General features: G+C 37.9%; 21 protein-coding genes. All 21 read right to left on the reverse strand.

All coding sequences use genetic code 11. The features are described 5' to 3' along the window. The 21 genes from AAG068_RS19120 to dprA all read right to left on the reverse strand — a co-directional run bounded on the left by AAG068_RS19120 (position 1) and on the right by dprA (position 24,532). Positions 1-312 (reverse strand): YlxQ family RNA-binding protein, encoded by a 312-nt coding sequence (locus AAG068_RS19120; protein ID WP_001286518.1) that lies wholly within the window; start codon positions 310-312, stop codon positions 1-3. Beyond that, positions 313-585: an RNase P modulator RnpM gene (gene rnpM / locus AAG068_RS19125; RefSeq protein ID WP_342715491.1), complete on the reverse strand. Its 273-nt coding sequence runs from the start codon at positions 583-585 to the stop codon at positions 313-315. 11 nt (positions 586-596) lie between these two features. Beyond that, positions 597-1,703, reverse strand: a complete 1,107-nt coding sequence (nusA, locus tag AAG068_RS19130; protein ID WP_098667740.1) for a transcription termination factor NusA — start codon at positions 1,701-1,703, stop codon at positions 597-599. Between the two features lie 17 nt (positions 1,704-1,720). Beyond that, on the reverse strand, positions 1,721-2,191 hold the full coding sequence (rimP, locus tag AAG068_RS19135) for a ribosome maturation factor RimP (protein WP_000359097.1): 471 nt from the start codon (positions 2,189-2,191) through the stop codon (positions 1,721-1,723). Between the two features lie 332 nt (positions 2,192-2,523). Continuing rightward, positions 2,524-6,825, reverse strand: coding sequence for a PolC-type DNA polymerase III (locus AAG068_RS19140; RefSeq protein ID WP_342715492.1), 4,302 nt, complete (start codon positions 6,823-6,825; stop codon positions 2,524-2,526). A gap of 124 nt (positions 6,826-6,949) precedes the next feature. Beyond that, positions 6,950-8,650: a proline--tRNA ligase gene (locus tag AAG068_RS19145; protein WP_342715493.1), complete on the reverse strand. Its 1,701-nt coding sequence runs from the start codon at positions 8,648-8,650 to the stop codon at positions 6,950-6,952. A 109-nt stretch (positions 8,651-8,759) separates the two neighbouring features. After that, entirely contained in the window at positions 8,760-10,016 is a 1,257-nt protein-coding gene (rseP, locus tag AAG068_RS19150) for an RIP metalloprotease RseP (protein WP_139365409.1), read from the reverse strand. A gap of 16 nt (positions 10,017-10,032) precedes the next feature. Further along, positions 10,033-11,175 (reverse strand): 1-deoxy-D-xylulose-5-phosphate reductoisomerase, encoded by a 1,143-nt coding sequence (gene dxr, locus AAG068_RS19155; RefSeq protein WP_342715494.1) that lies wholly within the window; start codon positions 11,173-11,175, stop codon positions 10,033-10,035. A 23-nt stretch (positions 11,176-11,198) separates the two neighbouring features. Beyond that, positions 11,199-11,990: a phosphatidate cytidylyltransferase gene (gene cdsA / locus AAG068_RS19160; protein ID WP_000813596.1), complete on the reverse strand. Its 792-nt coding sequence runs from the start codon at positions 11,988-11,990 to the stop codon at positions 11,199-11,201. A 17-nt stretch (positions 11,991-12,007) separates the two neighbouring features. Then, positions 12,008-12,784 (reverse strand): isoprenyl transferase, encoded by a 777-nt coding sequence (uppS, locus tag AAG068_RS19165; protein WP_088230122.1) that lies wholly within the window; start codon positions 12,782-12,784, stop codon positions 12,008-12,010. Between the two features lie 85 nt (positions 12,785-12,869). Beyond that, positions 12,870-13,427, reverse strand: a complete 558-nt coding sequence (gene frr, locus AAG068_RS19170; RefSeq protein ID WP_000531503.1) for a ribosome recycling factor — start codon at positions 13,425-13,427, stop codon at positions 12,870-12,872. 2 nt (positions 13,428-13,429) lie between these two features. After that, complete coding sequence (pyrH, locus tag AAG068_RS19175) at positions 13,430-14,152, reverse strand: UMP kinase (RefSeq protein ID WP_000042663.1); 723 nt, start codon at positions 14,150-14,152, stop codon at positions 13,430-13,432. A gap of 66 nt (positions 14,153-14,218) precedes the next feature. Further along, positions 14,219-15,106, reverse strand: a complete 888-nt coding sequence (gene tsf / locus AAG068_RS19180) for a translation elongation factor Ts (RefSeq protein ID WP_060631984.1) — start codon at positions 15,104-15,106, stop codon at positions 14,219-14,221. A 103-nt stretch (positions 15,107-15,209) separates the two neighbouring features. Then, positions 15,210-15,911: a 30S ribosomal protein S2 gene (gene rpsB / locus AAG068_RS19185; protein ID WP_000111483.1), complete on the reverse strand. Its 702-nt coding sequence runs from the start codon at positions 15,909-15,911 to the stop codon at positions 15,210-15,212. Between the two features lie 352 nt (positions 15,912-16,263). After that, a complete protein-coding gene (codY, locus tag AAG068_RS19190; RefSeq protein WP_000421288.1) occupies positions 16,264-17,043 on the reverse strand; it encodes a GTP-sensing pleiotropic transcriptional regulator CodY in 780 nt (259 codons plus the stop codon). 77 nt (positions 17,044-17,120) lie between these two features. Next, positions 17,121-18,512 (reverse strand): ATP-dependent protease ATPase subunit HslU, encoded by a 1,392-nt coding sequence (hslU, locus tag AAG068_RS19195; RefSeq protein ID WP_002194930.1) that lies wholly within the window; start codon positions 18,510-18,512, stop codon positions 17,121-17,123. A gap of 22 nt (positions 18,513-18,534) precedes the next feature. Continuing rightward, on the reverse strand, positions 18,535-19,077 hold the full coding sequence (gene hslV, locus AAG068_RS19200; protein ID WP_000526271.1) for an ATP-dependent protease proteolytic subunit HslV: 543 nt from the start codon (positions 19,075-19,077) through the stop codon (positions 18,535-18,537). 42 nt (positions 19,078-19,119) lie between these two features. Next, positions 19,120-20,019, reverse strand: a complete 900-nt coding sequence (gene xerC, locus AAG068_RS19205; protein WP_060631986.1) for a tyrosine recombinase XerC — start codon at positions 20,017-20,019, stop codon at positions 19,120-19,122. A gap of 65 nt (positions 20,020-20,084) precedes the next feature. Next, entirely contained in the window at positions 20,085-21,389 is a 1,305-nt protein-coding gene (trmFO, locus tag AAG068_RS19210; protein WP_071716250.1) for an FADH(2)-oxidizing methylenetetrahydrofolate--tRNA-(uracil(54)-C(5))-methyltransferase TrmFO, read from the reverse strand. Positions 21,390-21,439: 50 nt separating this feature from the next. Next, on the reverse strand, positions 21,440-23,518 hold the full coding sequence (gene topA / locus AAG068_RS19215) for a type I DNA topoisomerase (RefSeq protein WP_087966343.1): 2,079 nt from the start codon (positions 23,516-23,518) through the stop codon (positions 21,440-21,442). 144 nt (positions 23,519-23,662) lie between these two features. Next, positions 23,663-24,532 carry a DNA-processing protein DprA gene (gene dprA, locus AAG068_RS19220; RefSeq protein ID WP_342715495.1) on the reverse strand — a complete coding sequence of 290 codons (870 nt, stop codon included), beginning with the start codon at positions 24,530-24,532 and terminating at the stop codon, positions 23,663-23,665. Positions 24,533-24,539: the final 7 nt, after the last annotated feature.

A 24,539-nucleotide genomic window follows, 5' to 3' on the forward strand; every position in this document is an offset into this window, starting at 1 on the left:
TCACCCCCGGTAATTTGTATCGAGCATGCTACGCAGCTTTTTCGCAAAGCCTTCATCTAACACAGCTACAACGACTCGCTCATCTCTCCCAATCGCATGCCCTAATTGTTGTCGATTTTCGACCTTTCTCATTGGTACGTTGTAATACGTCGTTTTATCCGTAATACGCTTTGCAGTATTTGCTGACGCATCCTCAGATAGCAAAACAAGTTTTGCTTTGCCACTTCGTACTTCTTTTAAAACGAGTTCTTCACCCGAAATAATTTTTCGAGCCCGGTTTGCTAGTCCTAAAAACGATTTCCAATCGGACACTTATTTCGACTCCTTCTCAACAAGCTCAAGAAGCTCTTCATAAAGAGAACTGTCGATTTTCGCTTTTAGATGATGTTCCAAAACATTTTTCTTTTGAGCTTGAAGAATGCTTTCTTTATCTTTTGATAAATAAGCACCTCGTCCTGATTTCTTTCCAGTTAAATCAATAGACACTTCTCCCTCTTTGGAACGAACAATGCGAACGAGCTCTCGTTTTGATTTCATTTCTTGCGTTACAACACATTTTCGTAACGGAACTTTTCGATTGCTCATACTCATCACCTCTATTCGATTTCGTCTTCAACTGAATCGAATCCGAATGCGACTACGCTATCTTCTTCTGTTACAATACCAAGTTGTTTCGCATCAGACTCACTCTTAATATCAATTTTCCAACCTGTTAATTTAGCTGCTAGACGTGCATTTTGTCCACGTTTACCGATAGCTAATGACAGTTGGTGGTCTGGAACAACAACAGTTGTTGCTTTTTCTTCTTCATCTACAAGTACTTTCACAACTTGTGATGGGCTTAAAGCATTGGCAACATATTCTACTGGATCGTTTGACCAGCGAACGATGTCAATCTTTTCACCTTTTAGTTCGTCTACAATGCGTTGTACACGTTGTCCTTTTGGTCCTACACAAGAACCTACTGGATCAACATCAATGTTCTCTGCATGTACAGAGATTTTAGAACGATCGCCCGCTTCACGTGCTACAGAACGAATTTCAACAGTTCCATCATAAATTTCAGGAACTTCCATTTCGAATAAACGTTTTAAGAGACCAGGATGTGTACGTGATACGTAAATTTGTGGTCCTTTTGTTGTTTTTTCTACTTTCGTAATGAATACGCGAATGCGATCATGTGGTTTGTACTGTTCGTTTGGCATTTGCTCACTTACAGGTAATAAAGCTTCTACTTTCCCTAAGCTTACGTAAATGAAACGAGCATCCTGACGTTGTACGATACCAACCATGATATCTTCTTCACGGTCACTAAACTCAGAGTAAATAACACCACGCTCTGCTTCACGCACTCGTTGTGTTACAACTTGTTTTGCAGTTTGTGCTGCAATACGACCGAAATCTTTTGGTGTTACTTCAATTTCTAGTACGTCACCATCTTGATAGTTTGGATTAATTTGTCTTGCTTCTTCAACAGAAATTTCAAGACGTGGATCAAACACATTATCAACAACGTCTTTACGTGCTAAAACTTGGATTGTTCCCACTTCTGGGTTAAAGCTCACACGAACGTTTTGTGCTTGGTTAAAATTGCGTTTATAAGCAGAGATTAACGCTGCTTCAATCGCATCAATAATAATATCTTTGCTAATTCCTTTTTCTGACTCTAATACGAGCAAGGCATCTAACAACTCAGTGCTCATGAAGATCCCCCTTCTAACTAAAACGTAACAGCAAGTCGCGCATTTGCAACTTTATCCATTGGAATTTGGATTTCTTTTTTACGTGTTTTAATTGTTAATAATAGTGTAATTGTAGTACCATCATAGGAAAGCATTTTGCCTTCAAACATCTTTTCACCATCAATCGGCTCATATGTTTTAATTGCCACTTGTTTTCCTACCGCTTGCTGGAAGTCTTTCTCTTTCTTTAATGGGCGTTCTGCTCCAGGAGATGACACATCCAAAAAGTAAAGATGAGGAATTGGATCCTCTTTATCTAAAGCTTCGCTTAAACGTTCACTCACCGCACCGCATTCTTCAATGTCGACTCCCTTTTCAGAATCGATGAATACGCGTAAGAACCAGTCTTGTCCTTCTTTCACATACTCTACATCTACAAGTTCAAGATTTAACTCTTCAACGATTGGCTGCGCAAATGCTTCTACAACTTCTGTGACTTTCTTATCCATAAACAGCCTCCTTCCTGCCGTCATGTACCATTTACAAGAAAAGACCCCGTCCATAGAACGGTCTATCTTATTCTTTCTCGTTAGCTAACAAAAGCCCCTGCCGTTAAGCAGGGAATATCTGTCTTAGTATTACCAAATTTAAGAAGTAAAACTTGTAACAAAATATGTATATACGACAGAAATTTCTTACCTCTCCACATCAATAAAATGTAGATAGTAACACGAAAGAGTGGGTTTCCCCACTCTTTTTTTCACACAATATACATGACATGGTTATCTCGGTTAATAGTATACCATAGCAAATGTTGATTTGCAAAGACTTTTCCTACCTATTAGAACAGTGATAACTGGTTTTGGTCAGGTAGATCCCCTAAGCAACCTTGACTATCTAGATACTCAATAATTGTTTTTGAAACCTTACTGCGTTGCTGTAAATCTTCTTTTGATAAGAAATCTCCATTTTTGCGTGCTTCTACAATACTTAAAGCTGCGTTTGTACCAAGTCCAGGCACTGCATTAAATGGAGGAATTAACGTATCCCCATCAATAATAAAGTCTGTTGCATGTGAGCGATATAAATCAACCTTTTGGAATGAGTATCCACGCTCACACATTTCAAGTGTCATTTCTAGTACCGTTAATAAACTCTTCTCTTTCGGCGCTGCATCCAAACCTTTTTGCGCAATTTCATCAATTCTTGCACGTATAGATGCTGAACCTTTCGCCATCGCTTCTACGTCAAAGTCATCTGCACGAACCGTAAAGTATGCGGCATAGAATAGAAGCGCGAAATGTACTTTAAAGTATGCGATACGCACAGCCATAAGTACGTACGCAGCCGCATGGGCTTTAGGGAACATGTACTTAATCTTCTTACATGAATCAATATACCAACCAGGTACATTATTACTTTTCATGTCCTCTTCCCATTCTTCTGGTACACCTTTACCTTTACGAACGGACTCCATGATTTTGAAGGCTAATGATGGGTCTAAACCTTGATAGATTAAATATACCATGATGTCATCACGACAACCGATAACTTCGCTCAGCGTACATGTACCGTTATAAATTAACTCGTTGGCATTACCTAGCCATACGTCCGTACCATGCGATAGTCCAGAAATTTGGACTAACTCTGAGAATGTCGTCGGTTTCGTCTCTTCTAACATCTGTCTTACGAATTTCGTACCAAACTCTGGTATACCAAGTGTACCTGTTTTACAGTTAATTTGTTCTTCCGTTACCCCTAACGATTCTGGACCTGAGAAAATTTTCATTACTTCTGGATCGTCCGTTGGGATTGTTTTCGGATCAATACCACTTAAATCTTGTAACATACGAATAACCGTCGGATCATCGTGTCCTAGTATATCAAGTTTCAATAAATTATCATGGATCGAGTGGAAATCAAAGTGTGTCGTTCTCCACTCAGCCCCTATTGAATCTGCCGGAAACTGTATTGGTGAGAAATCAAAGATGTCCATATAATCTGGCACAACAATAATACCACCTGGATGCTGTCCTGTTGTACGTTTTACACCAGTACATCCTGCTACTAAGCGGTCAATCTCTGCATTTCGGATCGTTAAGTTATGATCGTTCGCATAACCTTTTACATATCCATAAGCCGTTTTTTCCGCAACTGTACCAATCGTTCCTGCACGATATACATAATCTTCACCGAACAGTGCTTTCGTATAGTTATGGGCACGTGGTTGATATTCCCCGGAGAAATTCAAATCGATGTCGGGTACCTTATCTCCTTTAAATCCAAGGAACGTTTCGAACGGAATATCATGTCCATCTTTTACGTATGGAACGTTACATGCAGGACATTCTTTATCCGGTAAGTCAAAACCAGAACCTACAGAACCATCATTAAAGAATTCTGATTGCTTACATTTCGGACATACATAATGTGGTGGTAATGGGTTTACTTCTGTAATTTCCATCATCGTTGCAACGAATGATGAACCTACCGATCCACGCGAACCTACTAGATATCCGTCTACTAATGATTTTTTCACCAGTTTATGTGAAATTAAATAAATTACGGCGAATCCATGCCCAATAATACTTTTTAATTCTTTTTCTAAACGTGCTTCTACTATTTCAGGTAATTCTTCACCATAAATGCTACGCGCCATTTTATAACTCATATCACGCGTTTCATCATCTGCACCTTCAATTTTCGGTGTATATAGATCATCTTTTACTGGATGAACATCACCAATTAATGATGCAATCTTTTGTGTATTCGTTACAACAATTTCTTTCGCTACGTCTTCACCTAAGAATGAGAAACACTCTAACATTTCATCCGTTGTACGGAAATGTACAGGTGGTAATGAATGTCGGTTTAACGGATTTGCTCCACCCTGTGAACTTACTAAAATTTTACGATACATTGCATCTTCTGGATCTAAATAATGCACGTTTCCTGTAGCAACAACTGGTTTATCTAACGTCTCACCTAGTTTTACTAAGTTAGAAATAATTGTTTTTAATTGTCCCTCATCTCGAACGAGTTCACGCTCTACTAAATGACGTAACACTTCTGGTGGCATTACTTCAATGTAATCGTAGAACTGCGCAATTTCTTCTACCTCTTCAGGAGCTTTTTGCATCATCGCCTCAAACACTTCACCTTTATCACAAGCCGTTCCTACTAAAATACCTTCACGATACTTTTTTAATAGTGATCTTGGTACTCGTGGTACACGGTAAAAGTAATTTAGATGAGAATATGAAACAAGTTTATATAAATTTTTCAATCCAACATCCGATGTAGCAAGTAATGTCATATGACTTGGACGCCCGCGTTTATATGCATCCCCTTGTCCCATACTATCGTTTAATTGATCGTGATATTCAAAACCTTTTTCAATTACATCTTTTAACATTTTTACAAGTAAATATCCCGTTGCTTCTGTATCATAAATTGCACGGTGATGTTGCGTTAATTCGATATCCATCTTTTTACACAACGTATTTAAACGGTGATTTTTCATTTCTGGGAATAAGAATCGTGCAAGCTCTAATGTATCTATTACTGGATTTTTCGTTTTTTCTAAACCAGCTTTTTTAAATCCTACGTTAATAAAGCCCATATCGAAGCTTGCGTTATGAGCAACAAGTGTATGGTCACCCATCCATTCCTCAAACTTTTTAAACACTTCGTCCACTTCTGGCGCGTCGGTTAACATATCATCTGTAATACCTGTTAATTCAATAATTGTTGCCGATAATGGTTGATGCGGATTTGCAAAAGATTCAAAGCGGTCAATAATTTCGCCACCTTTTACTTTTACGGCAGCTAACTCAATAACTGTATCATATACAGCTGATAAACCTGTCGTCTCAACGTCAAAAACAACATATGTTTCATCAGCCAGTAAACGGTGTTCTTCATTATAAGCAATTGGTACTCCGTCATTCACTAAGTTTGCTTCCACACCATATATAACTTTAATTCCGGCTTTTTTCCCAGCTGAATATGCTTCTGGGAATGACTGTGCAACAGCATGGTCTGTAATCGCAATCGCCTCATGTCCCCATTTACCAGCTTGAGCAACAAGCTTAGAAACTGGAGTAACAGCGTCCATTTGACTCATTGGAGTATGAAGATGGAGCTCTACTCGTTTTTCACCTTCTGGCGCTTTATCTTTACGAGACGGTCCCGTTATTTCATTAATATCATTTGCAATCATTACTAAATCTCGAACGAATGTATCATTTTGAACAGAACCACGTGCTTTTACCCACATTCCTTTTTTCAAGGACTGCAGCATTGGAATATCTTCTTTGTCACGGGAGAACATTTTGATCATAATAGAATCCGTATAATCCGTTATTTTTAAAGTTAATAACGTACGTCCACTACGAAGTTCTTTCGTTTCTACGTGGAAGACATATCCTTGAACCGTTTTTCTTCTTTCTTCATCTTGAATTTCTCGCATCGGTGTAATCTCTTCATCTGGCTTAATAAGATATCCGAGTACAACCGGCCCTTCATGCACAACGCTACTTTCTTCAGCTTGCTTCTTCGCCATTTCTTCCATAGCTTGTATAACACGTTCGCGGTCTTCTTGCTGCGTTTGCTCACGAAACTTTTGCATTTCTTCTGTATTTTGCTGTATATGTGTGTCTAACTGGAAACGTGGGAATCCAAAAGCTTCGTATTGATCCCCTACTGGTTTCGCAACGTTTTTCTTTAAAGCCGTAGATTCCAGCTCATTATTCACATTTATAAGCAACTTCACTCCATTCACCTGAGGAAGCTGCTTCTTTAAGTAAGCAAACATAGGTGAAAATGTAATTCGTTCCGTACAAAGTGGCCAATACGCCCTCACTTCTTCTTCTGTAAATTGTTTATTCTCTGTTTCTAATGCAAATGTTGTTCTTGCAATATGAGAAAATGATTGCTGAAGCTTTGTTTCTAGCAATTCATATAATTCTGTAGGCAAAATACGTGGCACTTGTAAATTAAAATGCCAACTTTTATTTGTTTTATCAATAACGAGCCTTTCAATACCACCGCCTTGTAAATATTGATTTATAAGGTCGTCTGGTATTTGCAACTGCTGGAGCAAAATTTGAAATCGCTCTTGTTGTTCATTTGTTAAAGACATAAGCACTCTCCTTCCATTTGCTATTATAAATTGAAACGTACTACAAAGAAAGATTTCTCCCTTCTTCTTTTACAAAATATGTTTACAAAGAAAGAGAAGGTACCTCATTACGAGGTACCTCTTCTTATTGTAAAATATTAGCAATATATGTTTGAAGTTCTTCTACTTTCACTTCTTCAGACTCGCCTGTAGCGCGTACTTTCACTTCTACAATACCTTCGTCTGCTTTTTTACCAACTGTCACACGAACTGGAAGACCGAATAAATCTGCATCTGCAAATTTAACACCTGCACGTTCTGCACGATCGTCTAGTAATACTTCATATCCTTGCTCTTGTAATGAGTTGTAAATGTTTTCACCCATTTCACGTTGTGCATCAGATTTCATATTTACTGGAATTACATGCACATGGAATGGTGCAACAGCTTTTGGCCAAACTAAACCGTTCTCATCATTAAATTGCTCTGCAATTGCTGCTACTGTACGAGATACCCCGATACCGTAACAACCCATAATAAGCGGTTGTGTTTTTCCGTTTTCATCTAGGAATGTTGCGTTCATTGCTTCACTATAACGAGTTCCTAATTTGAATACATGACCAACTTCAATTCCACGTGCGAAAAGAATTGTTCCGTTTCCATCTGGAGATTGGTCTCCTTCTTGGATGAAACGTAAATCTGTATATTGACTTACTTTAAAGTCACGTTCTGGATTTACATTTACATAATGGAATCCTTCTTCGTTTGCTCCTGAACATCCGTTAACAATCGATGCTACAGCATGGTCAGCGATAATTTCGATATCACCTGTTACACCAATCGGTCCTAATGAACCAACTTCACAATTTAATAGTTGTTTTACTTCTTCATGAGAAGCAAGTTCAACAACTGAAGCACCGTATACATTTTTCACTTTTACATCGTTTACTTCATGATCTCCACGAACAAGTACCACTACTAATTTCTCATCTACTTTAAATACCATAGACTTAATGCACTTGTCAGCTTCAATGTTTAAGAATGCAGATACTTCTTCAATTGCTTTTTGGTCTGGTGTTGCTACTTTTTCAAGTGCTTTTTCTGCTTCGTCACTCTTCGTATACGTAGCTACAACAGGAGCCATTTCGATGTTCGCTGCATAATCAGATGTATCAGAATATGCAATTGTATCTTCACCAACATCAGATAATACCATAAATTCATGTGTATCTTTTCCGCCCATTGCTCCAGAATCAGCAATAACCGCACGGAAATTCAAACCACAACGAGCAAAAATGTTAGAGTATGCTTTGTATAAGCGATCATACACTTCATCTAAGCTCTCTTGTGTAGCATGGAAAGAGTATGCATCTTTCATTAGAAACTCTCTTCCACGTAATAAACCGAAACGAGGTCTTTGTTCGTCACGGAATTTTGTTTGAATTTGGTATAATGTTAACGGTAATTTTTTATATGATTTTACTTCATCACGTACAAGATCCGTAATTACTTCCTCGTGTGTCGCTCCTAATGCGAATTCACGAGCGTTACGATCTTTCATACGCATTAATTCAGATCCGTAAGAATACCAACGGCCTGATTCTTGCCATAATTCTGCAGCTTGCATCGCTGGCATTAATAATTCTACAGCACCTGCGCGCTCCATTTCTTCTCGAACGATACGTTCTACTTTGTGTAGTACTTTTAAACCAAATGGTAGAAAACTATAAATACCAGAAGCATTTTGACGCATAAAACCTGCACGAAGTAATAACTGATGACTCTTAATCTCCGCATCAGCTGGAACTTCACGTAATGTAGGACTGAATACCATACTTTGTTTCATTTATTCGCACCTCTTCATTTTACTCTTACACGCAGGAAAACCCCTCACCTCGAGTTAGGTGAGGGATTTTATTCTACGAGCTCTATTTCATTATAAGTTTCACTTTATTTTACAAGAAAAACTTACGAATGTCATTCCAAGTTACAACTAACATAAGTAACATTAATAATGCAAAACCAATAAAGTGAACCATTCCTTCTTTTTGGCGATCAATTGGTTTCCCTCGTAACGCTTCAATTAAGAAGAAGAACAAACGTCCACCGTCTAAAGCAGGAACTGGTAGTAAATTAAATAAACCAAGGTTAATACTTAATACTGCAGCTAAACTTAATACACGCGTAAATCCATAATCTACTACTTGATCTGTTAGATTATAAATTCCTACTGGACCTGACAACTCATTAATAGAAAATTGACCAGTTACTAATTTCACAAGAGACTCAAAAATTAGTTTCGTCCATTGGTATGTTTGTTCAAAACCTGATTTAATAGAACCCATCACTGTTTTCTCTACAGGAGAGTAAACACCGATTCTACCAACTTCTTCTTTCCCTTCTTTATCAAGCGTTGGCGTTACTTTCACATTAAACTGTTCACTATCACGCTTTACTTGTAACGTAATTTCTTTATTCGGGTTTTCACGTACAATGGTAACAACATCTTTCCATGTACTTGTGTTTTTCCCATCAATTGCTTGAATTGTATCATTTTCTTTTAATCCAGCTTGCTCTGCTGCACTATTCTCCATTACTTTTCCGACCATTGGCTTGTCAACAGGAACACCTTGTACAAATCCAAGAATCACAAAAATAACAAACGCTAAAATGAAGTTCATTGCAGGACCTGCAAAGATTGTTAGGGCACGTTGACCTAATTTTTTAGAGCCAAACTGCCTATTATACGGAGCAATTTGAATTTCTTCACCAGCAGTAATAATACGAGCCTTTTCATTCACTCGGAATGTTTGAAGCTCTTCCTCGTACTCTTCATAGCCCGAAATTGTTAAATTATGTTCTAAATCAGCTTGTTCCACTTCAATAACGCGAACATTTGGATATTTTTCATATCCATCAAAAACTAATTTTGCAACTTCGTCTTTTTCATTTAATACAAGGCCAACCTTTTTCCCAGGCTTTAACTCTACTGTGTCTGCATCCTCGCCAGCCATTCTTACATAGCCACCAAGGGGCAGTAATCGAATCGTATACACCGTTTCATTCTTTTCAAATGAGAATATTTTCGGACCAAAACCAATCGCAAACTCACGGCATAAAATACCTGCTCTTTTTGCGAAATATAGATGCCCTAGCTCATGGAAAAATACGAGTGCACCGAAAATTAATATAAAGGCAATCGCTGTATTCAATTCCATACCACCTTTGCTAAATTTGTTCCATCACAAACCGTCTTGTGGTTGCATCAATTTCCAGAATTTCCTCTAAGCTTGGACGTGCAATGACATTGTGATGGTTCATTGCTTTTTCAATGAGGTCTTCCACTGTTAAGAAACCAATTCTCTTTTGTAAAAAAGCTTCAACAGCTACTTCATTCGCTGCATTCATTACAGCTGGCATACTTCCACCTGCTTTTCCAGCTTCATACGCGAAGCGCAAGCAACGGAAACGTTCTTGGTTCATTTTCTCAAAATGCAATGTACCCATTTCCCATAAATTTAACTGCTTTGTGTCTGAAAGAGGTAATCGATCAGGATATGTAAGTGTGTATTGAATTGGTACTCGCATATCAGGTGAGCCAAGCTGTGCCATCACACTACGATCTTCAAATTCAACCATAGAATGAATAATACTTTCTTTATGTAAAACAACATCGATTTGCTCATAAGGGATACCAAAAAGCCAATGTGCTTCAATTACTTCTAGCCCCTTATTCATCATTGTAGCAGAATCAATTGTAATTTTCGAACCCATTGACCAGTTTGGATGTCGAAGCGCATCTTCTACGGTCACATGATGCAATTCATCTCTCGTTTTATCGCGGAAACTTCCTCCAGAAGCCGTAATAATTAGTCGAGAAATTCTTTTTTCATTTTCACCATTCAAGCATTGAAAAATAGCTGAATGTTCACTGTCTACTGGAAGTAACGAAACATTATGTTTTCGCGCTGCTTCCATTACAAGATGCCCTGCAGTTACTAACGTTTCTTTGTTTGCAATTCCAATTGTCTTTTTCGCCTCAATTGCACGAAGTGTTGGTAACAACCCTACGCTACCTACAACAGCATTTACTACAATTTCTGCGTCTGGATGTAATGCCACTTCTAAAAGCCCTTCACTACCATATACAATTTTTGTATTACCAGAGACAGCTTGTAATTTTAAAACATCTTCCTCTCTTTGCACAGAGACAATTTGCGGAGAAAATTCTTGAATTACCTTTACTGCGTAGTCAATATTTTTCCCTACAGAAAAAGCAACGAGACGGAATTGGTCTGGGTGCGAGCGTAATACATCTAAAGTTTGTGTACCAATTGATCCGCTTGCACCTAATAAACTAATGTTTTTCATGACTCCAACCCCTCGTTCATTTATTAATTGTATTGTAATAAGAAGTAGAGAATTGGTAAAACAAATAACCAACTATCTGTTCGATCTAATATACCACCATGTCCAGGTAAAATTGTACCTGAATCTTTTACACCATAATGACGTTTAAATGCAGATTGTACTAAATCACCAATTTGTCCAAAAATAGAAATGATAATTGTCAACACAATTAAAATCCCTACATTAGCCTCAACTGGGAAGAACATATTGTAAACAAGTGCCACAACAATCCCACAAACGATGCCGCCCAATGAACCTTCAATCGTTTTATTCGGACTAATTTCTGGCCATAATTTTCTTTTTCCCAATGCTTTCCCTACAAAATATGCACCTGAATCAGTAGCCCATATAACAAATAATGCGCAAAACACATATTTAATTCCTAAAATTCTCGTTTCATTCAAATATAAGAATCCCATTGCAACATATGTTGTTGCCATTAATAAAAAGGAAGCATGGTCAAAAGTAAATGTATTCTTAGAAAGGACTGTATATGATAAAAGTAATAAAACAATCACAAATGTGATTTCTAATTTACCTAATCCAATCCAAGTAAACAGTTCTGATGCACTACTTGGAATTAAAATAACCCATAATAATACTGCAGCTAAAACTGTTGGTACTGAAATAAGCGTAAGCTTATTCATACGAATTAATTCATATAAACCTATAGAAGCAAGTGCATACACTAAAACCGTAAAAGGCACGCCACCGTAAATTACGATGGGAATGAACAGCGCGGCAGCAACCACTCCAGTAATAATTCTCTGTTTCACTACCAAACCCTCTCTTTCTACACGCCTCCGAATCTGCGCCCTCTATGTTGAAAGTCTGTAATCGCATTTAACAAATGTTCCTCGGTAAAATCTGGCCAATACACATCTGTAAACCAAAATTCCGAATATGCAATTTGCCATAACATGAAATTACTAATACGCAGCTCTCCGCTCGTACGGATTAACAACTCTGGATCAGGTAAAGAACTCGTCATTAAGTAGGAAGAAAGCATTTCTTCACTTACATCTTCTACACGAATCTTTCCTTCCTCACTATCTTTCATCATATGTTGCACAGCAGAAACGATTTCATCTCGACTTCCATAGTTTAACGCGAAATTCAGAATTAATCCCGTATTCTCTTTCGTATCTTCCATGGCCTTCTCCATCGCTCTGCGTGTATGCGTAGGAAGACGATCTTGTTGCCCTATTACTCGGACTTGTACGTTCTCTTCAATCAATTCTGGTAAAAATGTACCTAAAAATTCTTCCGGAAGCTTCATTAAATAATCAACTTCCTTTTTCGGTCTTTTCCAGTTCTCAGTTGAAAAAGCATAAAGAGTTAATACTTTTACATTAAGTTTGCTTGCAAATTTTGTGATTTTCTTTACAACTTGCATGCCTTCATGATGTCCCGCAATACGAGGCATCGCTCTCCTCTTTGCCCATCTTCCATTACCATCCATAATGATGGCAATATGTTCTGGGATGTATCCTTTTTTTACTTCTTCAACGAGATGATCAAACGATGTGTCCTTTTTACCTTTAAAAAAAGGAAAGTTTTTAAACATCATTCATACCCTCCAGCAAGCAGACGTATGCCTAAAAGTGTAAAAAGACCCCCTTAAGAAGAGGGTCATATTTGCGAAAGTATCGCTATTACACTTCCATGATTTCTTTTTCTTTGTTTTTTGCGATTTCGTCAACTTTTGCAATATATTTATCTGTTTCTTTTTGGATATCTTCAGTATATCCTCTTAAATCATCTTCTGTAATCTCGCCAGCTTTTTCAAGCTTCTTAAGATCATCGTTACCGTCACGACGTACGTTACGAACAGCAACTTTTGCTTCTTCAGCATATTTTTTCACAACTTTTACAAGATCACGACGACGCTCTTCTGTTAATGCAGGGAATGCAATACGAATTACAGTTCCGTCATTAGAAGGGTTTAAGCCTAAATCTGCTTTTAAAATTGCTTTTTCGATATCACCGATAGAAGTTTTATCATAAGGTTGAATTACAAGTAAACGTGCTTCTGGAACTGTAATGTTCGCTAATTGCACAACTGGTGTTGGTGCACCATAGTAATCAACTTGTACTTTATCTAATACAGACGCGCTTGCACGGCCAGCACGAACTGTTGCTAATTCACGAGAATAAGCAGCAACTGCTTTTTCCATTTTTTCATTTGAAGACTTTAATACTTGTTGTCCCATATTTATTTCCCCCTTACAACTGTTCCGATATTTTCGCCTAAAACGGCACGTTTAATATTACCTTTTTCCATAACTGAGAATACAATTAACGGAATATCGTTATCCATACATAGAGAAGAAGCTGTAGAATCCATTACACCTAAACCTTCTTTTAATACATCTAAGTAAGTAAGCGTTTCGTATTTCGTAGCTGTTGGGTCAATAGATGGGTCCGCATTGTATACGCCATCTACATTGTTTTTCGCCATTAAAATTACGTCTGCTTCAATTTCTGCCGCACGTAATGCCGCTGTTGTATCTGTAGAGAAGTATGGATTACCTGTACCTGCTGCAAAAATAACAACACGTTTCTTCTCTAAGTGACGAACTGCTTTACGACGAATGTAAGGCTCTGCCACTTGACGCATTTCAATTGAAGTTTGTACGCGAGTTTGAATTCCAATGTTCTCTAAGCTATCTTGAAGAGCTAATGAATTCATAACTGTTGCTAACATGCCCATGTAATCTGCTCCTGCACGATCCATGCCCATCTCACTTCCAATTTTTCCACGCCAAATGTTACCGCCACCAACAACAACAGCAACCTCTACATCTAGTTCTGCAATTTCTTTCACTTGTTCCGCAACTGACTTAATAACAGCTGGGTTAATTCCAAATCCTTGCTCGCCAGCTAAAGCTTCTCCACTTAACTTTAAAACGACACGATTATATTTCGGTTTACTCATAATGAACCTCCAATTGCTTACATCTTTATTTTAAAAAAGGGAACACAATGTGTTCCCTAATCTGTATTAGTTACTACCTTTTACTTGGTTCATTACTTCTTCAGCGAAGTTGTCTTCGCGTTTTTCGATACCTTCACCAACAGCGTAGCGAACGAATCCTTTTAATGTTCCGCCTTTAGACTCAACGAACTGACGAACTTTCATATCAGGGTTTTTAACGAATGCTTGGTCAAGTAAGCAAATTTCTTCGAAGAATTTGCCAAGACGGCCTTCAACCATTTTTGCAACGATTTTTTCAGGCTTGCCTTCGTTTAATGCTTGTTGTGTTAATACTTGACGCTCATGCTCAACTTCTTCAGCTGTTACAGCATCGCGGTCGATGTATTTAGGGTTAACTGCAGCGATGTGCATTGCAACATCTTTAGCAGCTGCTTCGTCAGTAGAACCTTCAAGAACTGTTAGAACACCAATGCGTCCACCCATGTGTAGGTAAGCGCCGAATGCATCTGCATCAGTTTTTGATACGATTTCGAAACGACGAAGTGTAAGCTTTTCACCAATTTTAGCAATTGCTTCGTTGATGTGCTCTTCAACTTTTTTACCGTTTTCCATTGTTTGAGCCATAGCTTCTTCAACGTTAGCTGGTTTGTTAGTTAATAAGTGAGCAGCTAATTCTTTAATTAATGTTTGGAAACCTTCGTTTTTCGCAACGAAATCAGTTTCAGAGTTTAATTCTAAGATTAAACCGTCGTTACCGTTTGTTTCGATGAAAGTTAAACCTTCAGCAGCGATACGGTCTGCTTTTTTAGCAGCTTTCGCGATACCTTTTTCACGTAAGAAGTCAATTGCCTTCTCCATGTCGCCGTTAGTTTCTGTTAAAGCTTTTTTGCAGTCCATCATACCTGCGCCAGTTTTTTCACGTAATTCTTTTACCATTTGTGCAGTGATTGCCATACTTTTCATCCTCCTAAAATATGTATTTATACCTTTTATAAAGGTGTTTATACCTTAAAAAAGGTGATAAAAGGCCGAACCCCTTATCACCTTTCCAACTTTGTTACGCAGTAACAGTTTCTTCACCTTGTTTTGCTTCAAGGATCGCGTCTGCCATTTTAGATGTAAGAAGTTTTACAGCACGAATTGCATCATCGTTTGCTGGGATAACGTGATCGATTTCGTCTGGATCACAGTTTGTATCAACGATACCGATGATTGGAATGTGTAATTTGCGTGCTTCAGCAACTGCAATACGCTCTTTACGAGGGTCTACTACGAATAATGCACTTGGAAGACCTTTCATATCTTTAATACCGCCTAAGAATTTCTCAAGACGCTCTAACTCTTTTTTAAGTTGAACAACTTCTTTCTTAGGTAGTACTTCGAAAGTACCATCTTCTTGCATTCTTTCGATGTCTTTAAGACGCTTGATACGCTTTTGGATTGTTTGGAAGTTTGTTAAAGTTCCACCTAACCAACGTTGGTTAACGAAGTACATACCAGCACGAGTTGCTTCTTCTTTAATAGCTTCTTGTGCTTGTTTTTTAGTACCTACGAATAAGATGTCTCCGCCTTCAGCAGCGATGTCACGCATAACTTTGAAAGCTTCCTCAACCTTTTTCACAGTTTTTTGTAAGTCGATGATGTAGATACCGTTACGCTCTGTGAAAATGTAACGCTTCATTTTTGGGTTCCAACGACGAGTTTGATGTCCGAAATGAACACCAGCTTCAAGCAATTGCTTCATAGAAATTACTGACATAATATAGTTCCTCCTAAATGGTTTTTGATATCCTCCGTTTACTTCATCTCTAAGCGAAACTACAAACGTAGCACCAACACTTAAATCAGTAAACGTGTGTACTTTGTACTGACACCACTGCTTACTATATCATACTGAAATATTACAATCAAGTCGAAAATGCGAACAATGTAAAACTTTCTTTGTTCATACTCGAATTCTAGTATTACCAACCTGCATTTCTTTTAAGCAAAAAAGTAAAATTCAATTCATAGTTTTTCAAAAGAGTACGATTATGACGCTATTTACAAACAACATCAATCTGTTATATACAAAAAAACTCTCCTCAAAAACATGAGGAGAGTTTTATAAATTAGTTTGTTTTTAATTTAGCAAGTTCATGTAAGAATTTGTCGTTTAATACTTTAATGTATGTTCCTTTCATACCTAAAGAACGCGACTCGATTACACCAGCACTTTCTAATTTACGAAGTGCATTTACGATTACTGAACGAGTGATTCCTACGCGGTCAGCGATTTTACTTGCAACAAGTAAACCTTCTGTTCCGTTTAATTCTTCGAAGATGTGCTCGATTGCTTCTAACTCACTGTAAGATAATGAGCTGATCGCCATTTGAACAACAGCTTTGCTACGTGCTTCTTCTTCGATCTCTTCAGCTTTTTCACGTAAGATTTCCATACCTACAACAGTTGAGCTGTACTCAGCAAGGATTAAATCATCGTCTAAGAACTCTTGACCAAGACGAGCTAATACTAATGTACCTAAACGCTCACCGCCACCAACGATCGGTACGATTGTAGTTAAGCCTTGACCAAATAATTCTTTATTTTCTACTGGGAATGCTGTGTAAGCACTGTTTACATCTAAGTTTGAAGATGTTTCTGTAATGTTGAATAAGCTTTGTGTATACTCTTCTGGGAATTGACGCTCTGCAAGCATTTGTTTCATACGCTCATTCTCGATTTGTTGGTGAATTGCATATCCTAGTAATTTACCACGACGGCTTACTACGAATACGTTCGCTTCGATTACTTCACACATTGTGTCAGACATTTCTCTAAAGTTTACAGGCTTTCCTGCTGCGCTCTGTAATAACGCATTTAATTTTCTTGTTTTTGCTAATAATTCCATTTCAAAAGTTCCTCCTACATATTACTCACATATTTTTTCATCACTTGGAAACTAGGGCGAGTCACCTGATGACACTATTACAAAATAAACTGGCTCACATCTTTATTTTTAGCAATCGTTGCTAATTTCTCCTCAACGTATTGAGGTGTTATCGTTATTTTCTCTAACGTAATTTCAGATGCTTCAAACGATAAATCTTCAAGGAGCTTCTCCATAATCGTATGAAGTCTTCTTGCTCCAATATTATCTGTATCCTGATTAACTTGATAAGCAATCTCAGCAATCTTACGAATAGCTTCGTCTGAAAATTCAATTTCTATACCTTCAGTCGCTAATAAAGCCATATATTGTTTAATTAACGCATTGTCAGGCTCGATTAATATTTTAACAAAATCATCAGTCGATAATTTTGTTAATTCTACTCGAATCGGAAATCTCCCTTGTAATTCCGGAATTAAATCCGACGGTTTAGACATATGAAACGCTCCAGCTGCAACGAATAAAATATAATCCGTTTTTACTGATCCGTATTTTGTCGCAACATTCGATCCTTCTACAATTGGCAAAATGTCACGTTGCACACCTTCACGTGATACATCTACGCTATTCGACTGCTTACCAGCAATTTTGTCAATTTCATCGATAAAAATAATCCCGAGCTGTTCAGCACGATAAACAGCCTCTTGTGTAACTTCATCCATATCAATTAAGCGCTGTGCTTCCTCATTTGTCAAGACTTTTCTTGCTTCTTTTACAGAAAGTTTACGTTTTTTTGTTTTTTTCGGCATAAAACTTCCTAACGCATCTTGGAAATTCATTCCCATTTGTTCCATGCCAGTTCCTTGTAACATATCAAACATAGAAGACTGTTGCTCAGTCACTTCAATCGATACAATTTCATCTTCAAGAAGTCCTGCAGCAAGCTTTCTTTCGACGTCTTGACGTTTCTTTTCAATTTCAACATCTTCCTGTGAATCTGTTGTTTGATTTGAATTTTGAGCGCCACCAAATAACATTTCTAATGGGTTTTTAAATCCAGATTGCTTCTCCGGACTCGGCACTAAAATTTCAACAAGACGTTGGTTCGCTTGTTCTTCTGCTTTGTCTTGTACGTTAACTACCATTTCTTCTTTCACGATACGAACTGACGTTTCCACAAGATCACGTACCATCGATTCTACGTCTCTACCTACATATCCAACTTCTGTAAATTTAGTAGCTTCAACCTTAATAAAAGGTGCTCCAACGAGTTTCGCCATTCGTCGTGCTACCTCTGTTTTACCAACACCTGTCGGTCCAATCATTAAAATATTTTTAGGTGCAATTTCATCACGTAGATTTTCAGCTAATTTACTTCGGCGGTATCGATTTCTTAAAGCTACAGCAACCGCTTTCTTCGCATCTTTTTGACCGATAATGTATTGATCTAATTTTTCCACAATTTGACGCGGAGTAAAATGTAAATGCATATAAAATGCCTCCCTTACGATTCTACAATTCTTCCACAATTATATTGTGGTTTGTATACACACAAATATCGCCTGCAATGTCTAAACTCGCTTTCGCAATTTGCTTCGCTGTTAAATGTTCACTTGCATATTGCTTTAAAGCACGACCTGCTGAAAGCGCATAATTCCCGCCAGATCCAATTGCTAAAATACCATCATCCGGTTCAATCACTTCTCCTGTACCTGAAACAAGGAGCATCGTTGTTTTATCCATGACAATGAGCATCGCTTCTAGCTGACGTAACATTTTGTCGCCACGCCATTGTTTCGCCATTTCAACAGCAGCACGCTGCAAGTTCCCATTATACTCTTCTAATTTTCCTTCAAACATTTCAAAAAGAGTAAATGCATCAGCAACCGAGCCTGCAAAACCAGCTAAAACTTTCCCTTGGAAAAGTTTACGAACTTTACGAGCTGTATGTTTCATTACAACAGCATTTCCCATTGTCACCTGGCCATCTCCAGCCATTGCACATTCTCCATTATGATGAACTGCAAATATCGTTGTAGCGTGGAAATTTCCCATAGAAAAAACTCCTTTATATGTTTTTATAGCTTTAAAAGCAATTTATGCCCGTGGGTGATGCTTCATGTAGACAGAACGCAATCTTTCTTTAGAGACATGCGTATAAATTTGTGTCGTCGACAAATTCTCATGACCGAGTAGCTCCTGTACAGTACGTAAATCTGCCCCTTCATCTAACATGTGTGTAGCAAATGTATGCCTTAACATGTGAGGACTTATCCGCATTGTCAGGGAAGCTTTCTTAATGAGTTCGTTTAATACATAGCGTACCCCTCGACTTGTCAGCGGCGTGCCTTTCGCGTTTAAAAATACCATATGAGAGTGTTCTTCAGTTTTTTGAGCTAACTGTTTTCTCCCGTTCTCTATATAAGTAATTAAAGCATCTTGTGCATAGCTCCCGAACGGAATATACCTTTGTTTTTTTCCTTTTCCCATTACTAAAATTGTTCCCACCGCGAAGTCAATATCGGTAAGTTGTAAATTGACACATTCACTCACACGGATTCCAGTCGCATACATCAACTCTAATAAAGCTTGATTCCTTTGACCTAGCGGTGTTTCCGTATCAGAAACTTCAAATAATTCCTCTAATTCTTCAGCATATAAAAACTTTGGGATTGACAATTCTTTTTTGGGGAGTGACGCAAGTGCAAACGGATTATCTTTTCGATAACCTTCACGCATCAAAAAACGATATAAACTTCGTAAGCTTGATACTTTTCTTGCGACAGATTTACGGGCTAACTTTTCATCGTGCAACGTCGTTAAGTACAAACGAACATCCGCGTATGTAATATCTAAAAAAGAGGATATGCCTTCTCGCTCCATAAATTGCACAAAATGTTCTAAATCATTTTGATAACTTGCAATTGTATATTTTGAATAATTTCTTTCAATTTGTAAATATCCAACGAATAATTGTAACAATTTCTTCACATTCACACAATTCACCTCAATAAAGGCTACTAAATCGTATCACAACTTAGTAGCCTTTGCAAGAAATTTAACTAAATATTTACAAAATTTTGAATCGTTTCTAAAGCGCGTGTTGCATAGGCTTCATTACGTTCTGCTTTCTTCTTAATTTTCTTCTCTAACGGTGCAAACAATCCGAAGTTCGCATTCATTGGTTGGAAGTTTTTCGCGTTTGTCGCAGTAATATAATTCGCCATACTTCCCATTGCAGTTACAGGCGGTAATACAACTGGCTCTTCACCTTTCACAAGTCGAGCAGCATTAATACCTGCTAGCAATCCTGAAGCTGCCGATTCAACATATCCCTCTACTCCAGTCATTTGACCAGCGAAGAATAAATCATCACGTTGTTTATATTGGTATGTTGGACGAAGTAAATTAGGTGAGTTAATAAACGTATTACGATGCATAACACCATAACGTACAATCTCTGCGTTTTCCAGTCCTGGAATCAACTGTAACACTTCTTTTTGTGGTCCCCACTTTAAATGCGTTTGGAAACCTACGATATTGTATAACGTTCCCGCTGCATCGTCTTGACGTAACTGAACAACAGCATATGGCGTTTTCCCTGTTTTCGGATCTTCTAATCCAACAGGTTTCATCGGTCCAAATACTAGTGTCTGTCTTCCTCTACTTGCCATAACTTCTACCGGCATACAACCTTCAAAGAAAATTTCTTTTTCAAATTCTTTTAAAGGTACTGTTTCAGCAGCGATTAAAGCCTCGTAAAAACGATCAAATTCCTCTTCCGTCATTGGGCAGTTTAAATATGCCGCTTCACCTTTATCATAACGAGATTTTAAATACACTTTATTCATATCAATGCTGTCTTTCTCAACAATCGGTGCTGCAGCATCATAGAAATAAAAATAGTCTTCACCTGTTAATTCTTTTAATTGTGCAGAAAGATCAGGTGACGTAAGTGGACCTGTCGCGATAACAGTAGGACCTTCTGGAATTTCAGTGATTTCTTCATTCATCACAGTTACGTTTGGATGGTTCTTCACGTATTCCGTTACTTTTGCCGCAAACTCATGACGATCTACAGCTAAAGCCCCTCCTGCTGGTACAGAGCACTCATCAGCTGCACGAATAATAACAGAATCCATTAAGCGCATTTCTTCTTTAATAACACCAACAGCATTTGTTAATGTGTTCGCACGAAGCGAGTTACTACATACTAACTCTGCAAATTTATCTGTGTGATGAGCTGGCGTTTGCCTTACCGGTCTCATTTCATATAATCTTACTTGGACACCACGTTTTGCAATTTGGTAAGCTGCTTCGCTTCCTGCAAGACCTGCGCCAATGACGTTTACTACTTGTGTTGTCATATATTTATCACCTTTCCTTTTCTTCCCGAAAAAAATGTGAGCAGTTACGCTCACATTTGTTGTTCTTCTTCATAATCACACGAAATACATTGTACTTGCACGCCTTTTTTCAACTTCTTCTCTACTAGCATACCTTCGCACTTCGGACATTTACGACCAATCGGCTTATCCCAAGATACAAAGTCACACTCTGGATACGTACCGCATCCATAGAAAAGACGTTTCTTTTTATTACTACGACGTTCAATAATTTGACCTTTATCACATTTCGGACAAGTAACACCGATTTCTTTCACAATCGGTTTTGTATTACGACAATCTGGGAAATTCGAACAAGCCATAAACTTCCCATATTTACCCATCTTAAAGACCATTGGGTGATTACATAATTCACAGTCTTCCCCAGCTGGTTCATCTTTAATTTCCACTTCGCGCATTTCTTTTTCCGCTTTTTCTAAACGCGGTTCAAAGCCTACGTAGAAATCATCAACAATTTTTACCCAATTCGCATTTCCTTCTTCTACTTCATCGAGGCTTTGCTCCATGTTAGCAGTAAATTCAATGTTAATAATTTCTGGGAAAAACTCTAAAATAAGTTCAATTACTATTTCACCAAGTTCAGTTGGAACGAATCGTTTATTATCCAAACCTACATATCCACGTTTTTGAATTGTTTCAAGTGTCGGTACGTAAGTCGACGGTCTTCCAATTCCAAGCTCTTCAAGTGTTCTTACTAGACGAGCCTCTGTATAGCGCGGCGGCGGTTGTGTAAAGTGTTGCTTCGGTTCTAAATCCTTCGAAAATACTGTTTCCCCTACTTCTAAAGGTGGTAACATCTTATCCTTTTCTTCAGCACCGTCATCTTTCGACTCTACATACACTTTCATAAATCCTGGGAACTTTACAACCGATCCACTTGCACGGAACTGAACATTGTTATTAATGAGTCTCGCTGTCACAGTATCCATTATAGCAGACGCCATTTGACTTGCAACAAATCGCTCCCAAATCAATTTATACAATCGAAGTTGATCACGACTTAAGAAACTCTTTAGTTCCTCTGGCTTTCTCATTACCGAAGTAGGACGAATTGCCTCATGCGCATCTTGTGCGTTCGATTTCTTCGTCTCTTTCTTCTTTTCTGTTCCTATGTATTCCGTACCAAACGCCTCAGTAATGTAAGCACGCGCCTCTGTTTGAGCTGTTTCTGAGATACGTGTTGAATCAGTTCTCATATACGTAATAAGACCGACAGTTCCTTGTTTTCCAAGATCAATTCCTTCATACAATTGCTGCGCAAGCATCATCGTTTTCTTTGCTCGCATGTTTAACTTACGCGCTGCCTCTTGTTGCAAGGAAGATGTCGTAAACGGTAATGCAGGATTACGTTTTCGCTCTTTTCGCGTTACATTTTCAACTGAGAACGCATTATCTTTCAGCTGTTCAATTATTTCATTCACTTGCGTTTCATTCGTTAATTGAACTTTTTCACCATCTACACCGTAAAAGCTTGCTTCAAATGTGTCTTTCCCTTTCACAAATTCTGTCTTAATTGTCCAGAATTCTTCAGGCTCAAAACTTTGAATTTCTCTTTCACGTTCGATAATTAAACGAACTGCCACAGATTGTACGCGTCCTGCACTTAATCCTTTTTTTACTTTCTTCCATAATAAAGGACTAATATTGTAACCAACAAGACGATCTAGTATACGTCTTGCTTGTTGTGCATCTACTAAATCCATATTGATCGCTCGAGGATGTTTGAATGATTCTTTTATTGCATCTTTTGTAATCTCATTAAACACAACTCGGCAATCTGATTCAACGTCCACATTTAACGTATTGGCTAAATGCCAAGCAATAGCTTCCCCTTCGCGGTCTGGATCGGCCGCGAGATAGACTTTCTTTGCTTTTTTTGCCGCTGATTTTAAGTCTTTTAAGACGGGACCTTTACCACGAATGGTAATGTACTTCGGGGTGAAGTTGTTCTTTACTTCTATCCCCATTTGGCTTTTAGGTAAATCGCGAACGTGTCCCATAGACGCGACAACTTTGTATTTTTTCCCTAAATATTTCTCAATGGTCTTCGCCTTAGAAGGCGACTCCACGATTACGAGGTAATCTGACATGCTAGTGCCTCCTTAAGAGGTGGATTCAAGTCTTCATTAATCTTATTGATTTCTCTTGTTTTTGTCAATCAAGAATGAATATACCATACAGTGCCTATCTACCATTTGTCAATAATTGTTTAATAAAAACATAAAAATATAAGGTTAATTTAAAATCTCTTCTAGGATATCTTCTGCATTTCTTACTAGTTTCGCCCCTTGTTGAATTAGATGATTTGTTCCTGATGCACTATCTATAAATATCGGTCCAGGAAGTGCAAATACCTCTCTATTTTGCTCTAAAGCAAGGTCCGCGGTAATAAGTGTTCCGCTTCTCGATTTCGCTTCTACAACTAAAACACCTTTACTTATACCACTAATAATCCGATTCCTCTTTGGAAAATACCATTTTTTCGGTGCATAGTGCGGAGGATACTCTGTTAATAACAATATATATTCATTCCAAGCTTCATATAAATATCGATTCTCTTTTGGATATATATACGATAATCCGTGTCCTAGTATCGCTATAGTCGGGCAATGCCGTCTTACTGTAATTTCATGGGACATCGTATCTATCCCTCTTGCAAACCCACTGACAATAAGCCATTCCTTTTCTAATAATGGATGTAAAATAAATTGCAAACTCTCATGTCCATATAAATTCGGTTCTCTCGTTCCAACAACCGCTAATTTATTCGCTTTATTGAGGAAATCCTTCTCTCCTTTTCCATATAATACAAAGGGAGGGTCTTGTATTTCACGTAATAATTGTGGGTACTCTTCATCCCATATAGTCATATAAAAGATTCGGTTTTTCTCTAAATAAGATATATATTGCGGGAGATTTGAACTTTGAAGAAAATTTACTAATTCTGAAGATTTTTCCGAGGATATTCCAGTGTAACATTCCATTTGTTTTGCATTAAAAGTGTATATTCCTTTCAATTCTGGATCGACATATAATAGCCTCTCTATTGCCTTCCAATGATCCGCTAACAAGTAGTGGAGATGCAATAATCGTTCTCTTTTCATCATAATT

The organism is Bacillus paramycoides, from assembly GCF_038971285.1.
GTDB lineage: Bacteria > Bacillota > Bacilli > Bacillales > Bacillaceae_G > Bacillus_A.

Coding starts and splice junctions, on each gene's coding strand:
- topA (WP_087966343.1), bottom strand. CDS start 23,518: ATGTCAGATTACCTCGTAATCGTGGAGTCGCCTTCTAAGGCGAAGACC.
- AAG068_RS19145 (WP_342715493.1), bottom strand. CDS start 8,650: ATGAAACAAAGTATGGTATTCAGTCCTACATTACGTGAAGTTCCAGCT.
- rnpM (WP_342715491.1), bottom strand. CDS start 585: ATGAGCAATCGAAAAGTTCCGTTACGAAAATGTGTTGTAACGCAAGAA.
- dxr (WP_342715494.1), bottom strand. CDS start 11,175: ATGAAAAACATTAGTTTATTAGGTGCAAGCGGATCAATTGGTACACAA.
- frr (WP_000531503.1), bottom strand. CDS start 13,427: ATGGGACAACAAGTATTAAAGTCTTCAAATGAAAAAATGGAAAAAGCA.
- trmFO (WP_071716250.1), bottom strand. CDS start 21,389: ATGACAACACAAGTAGTAAACGTCATTGGCGCAGGTCTTGCAGGAAGC.
- pyrH (WP_000042663.1), bottom strand. CDS start 14,152: ATGAGTAAACCGAAATATAATCGTGTCGTTTTAAAGTTAAGTGGAGAA.
- dprA (WP_342715495.1), bottom strand. CDS start 24,532: ATGAAAAGAGAACGATTATTGCATCTCCACTACTTGTTAGCGGATCAT.
- nusA (WP_098667740.1), bottom strand. CDS start 1,703: ATGAGCACTGAGTTGTTAGATGCCTTGCTCGTATTAGAGTCAGAAAAA.
- hslU (WP_002194930.1), bottom strand. CDS start 18,512: ATGCATTTACATTTTACTCCGCGTCAAATTGTGGAAAAATTAGATCAA.
- rimP (WP_000359097.1), bottom strand. CDS start 2,191: ATGGATAAGAAAGTCACAGAAGTTGTAGAAGCATTTGCGCAGCCAATC.
- tsf (WP_060631984.1), bottom strand. CDS start 15,106: ATGGCAATCACTGCACAAATGGTAAAAGAATTACGTGAAAAAACTGGC.
- AAG068_RS19140 (WP_342715492.1), bottom strand. CDS start 6,825: ATGTCTTTAACAAATGAACAACAAGAGCGATTTCAAATTTTGCTCCAG.
- hslV (WP_000526271.1), bottom strand. CDS start 19,077: ATGGGAAATTTCCACGCTACAACGATATTTGCAGTTCATCATAATGGA.
- uppS (WP_088230122.1), bottom strand. CDS start 12,784: ATGATGTTTAAAAACTTTCCTTTTTTTAAAGGTAAAAAGGACACATCG.
- rpsB (WP_000111483.1), bottom strand. CDS start 15,911: ATGTCAGTAATTTCTATGAAGCAATTGCTTGAAGCTGGTGTTCATTTC.
- codY (WP_000421288.1), bottom strand. CDS start 17,043: ATGGAATTATTAGCAAAAACAAGAAAATTAAATGCGTTATTACAGAGC.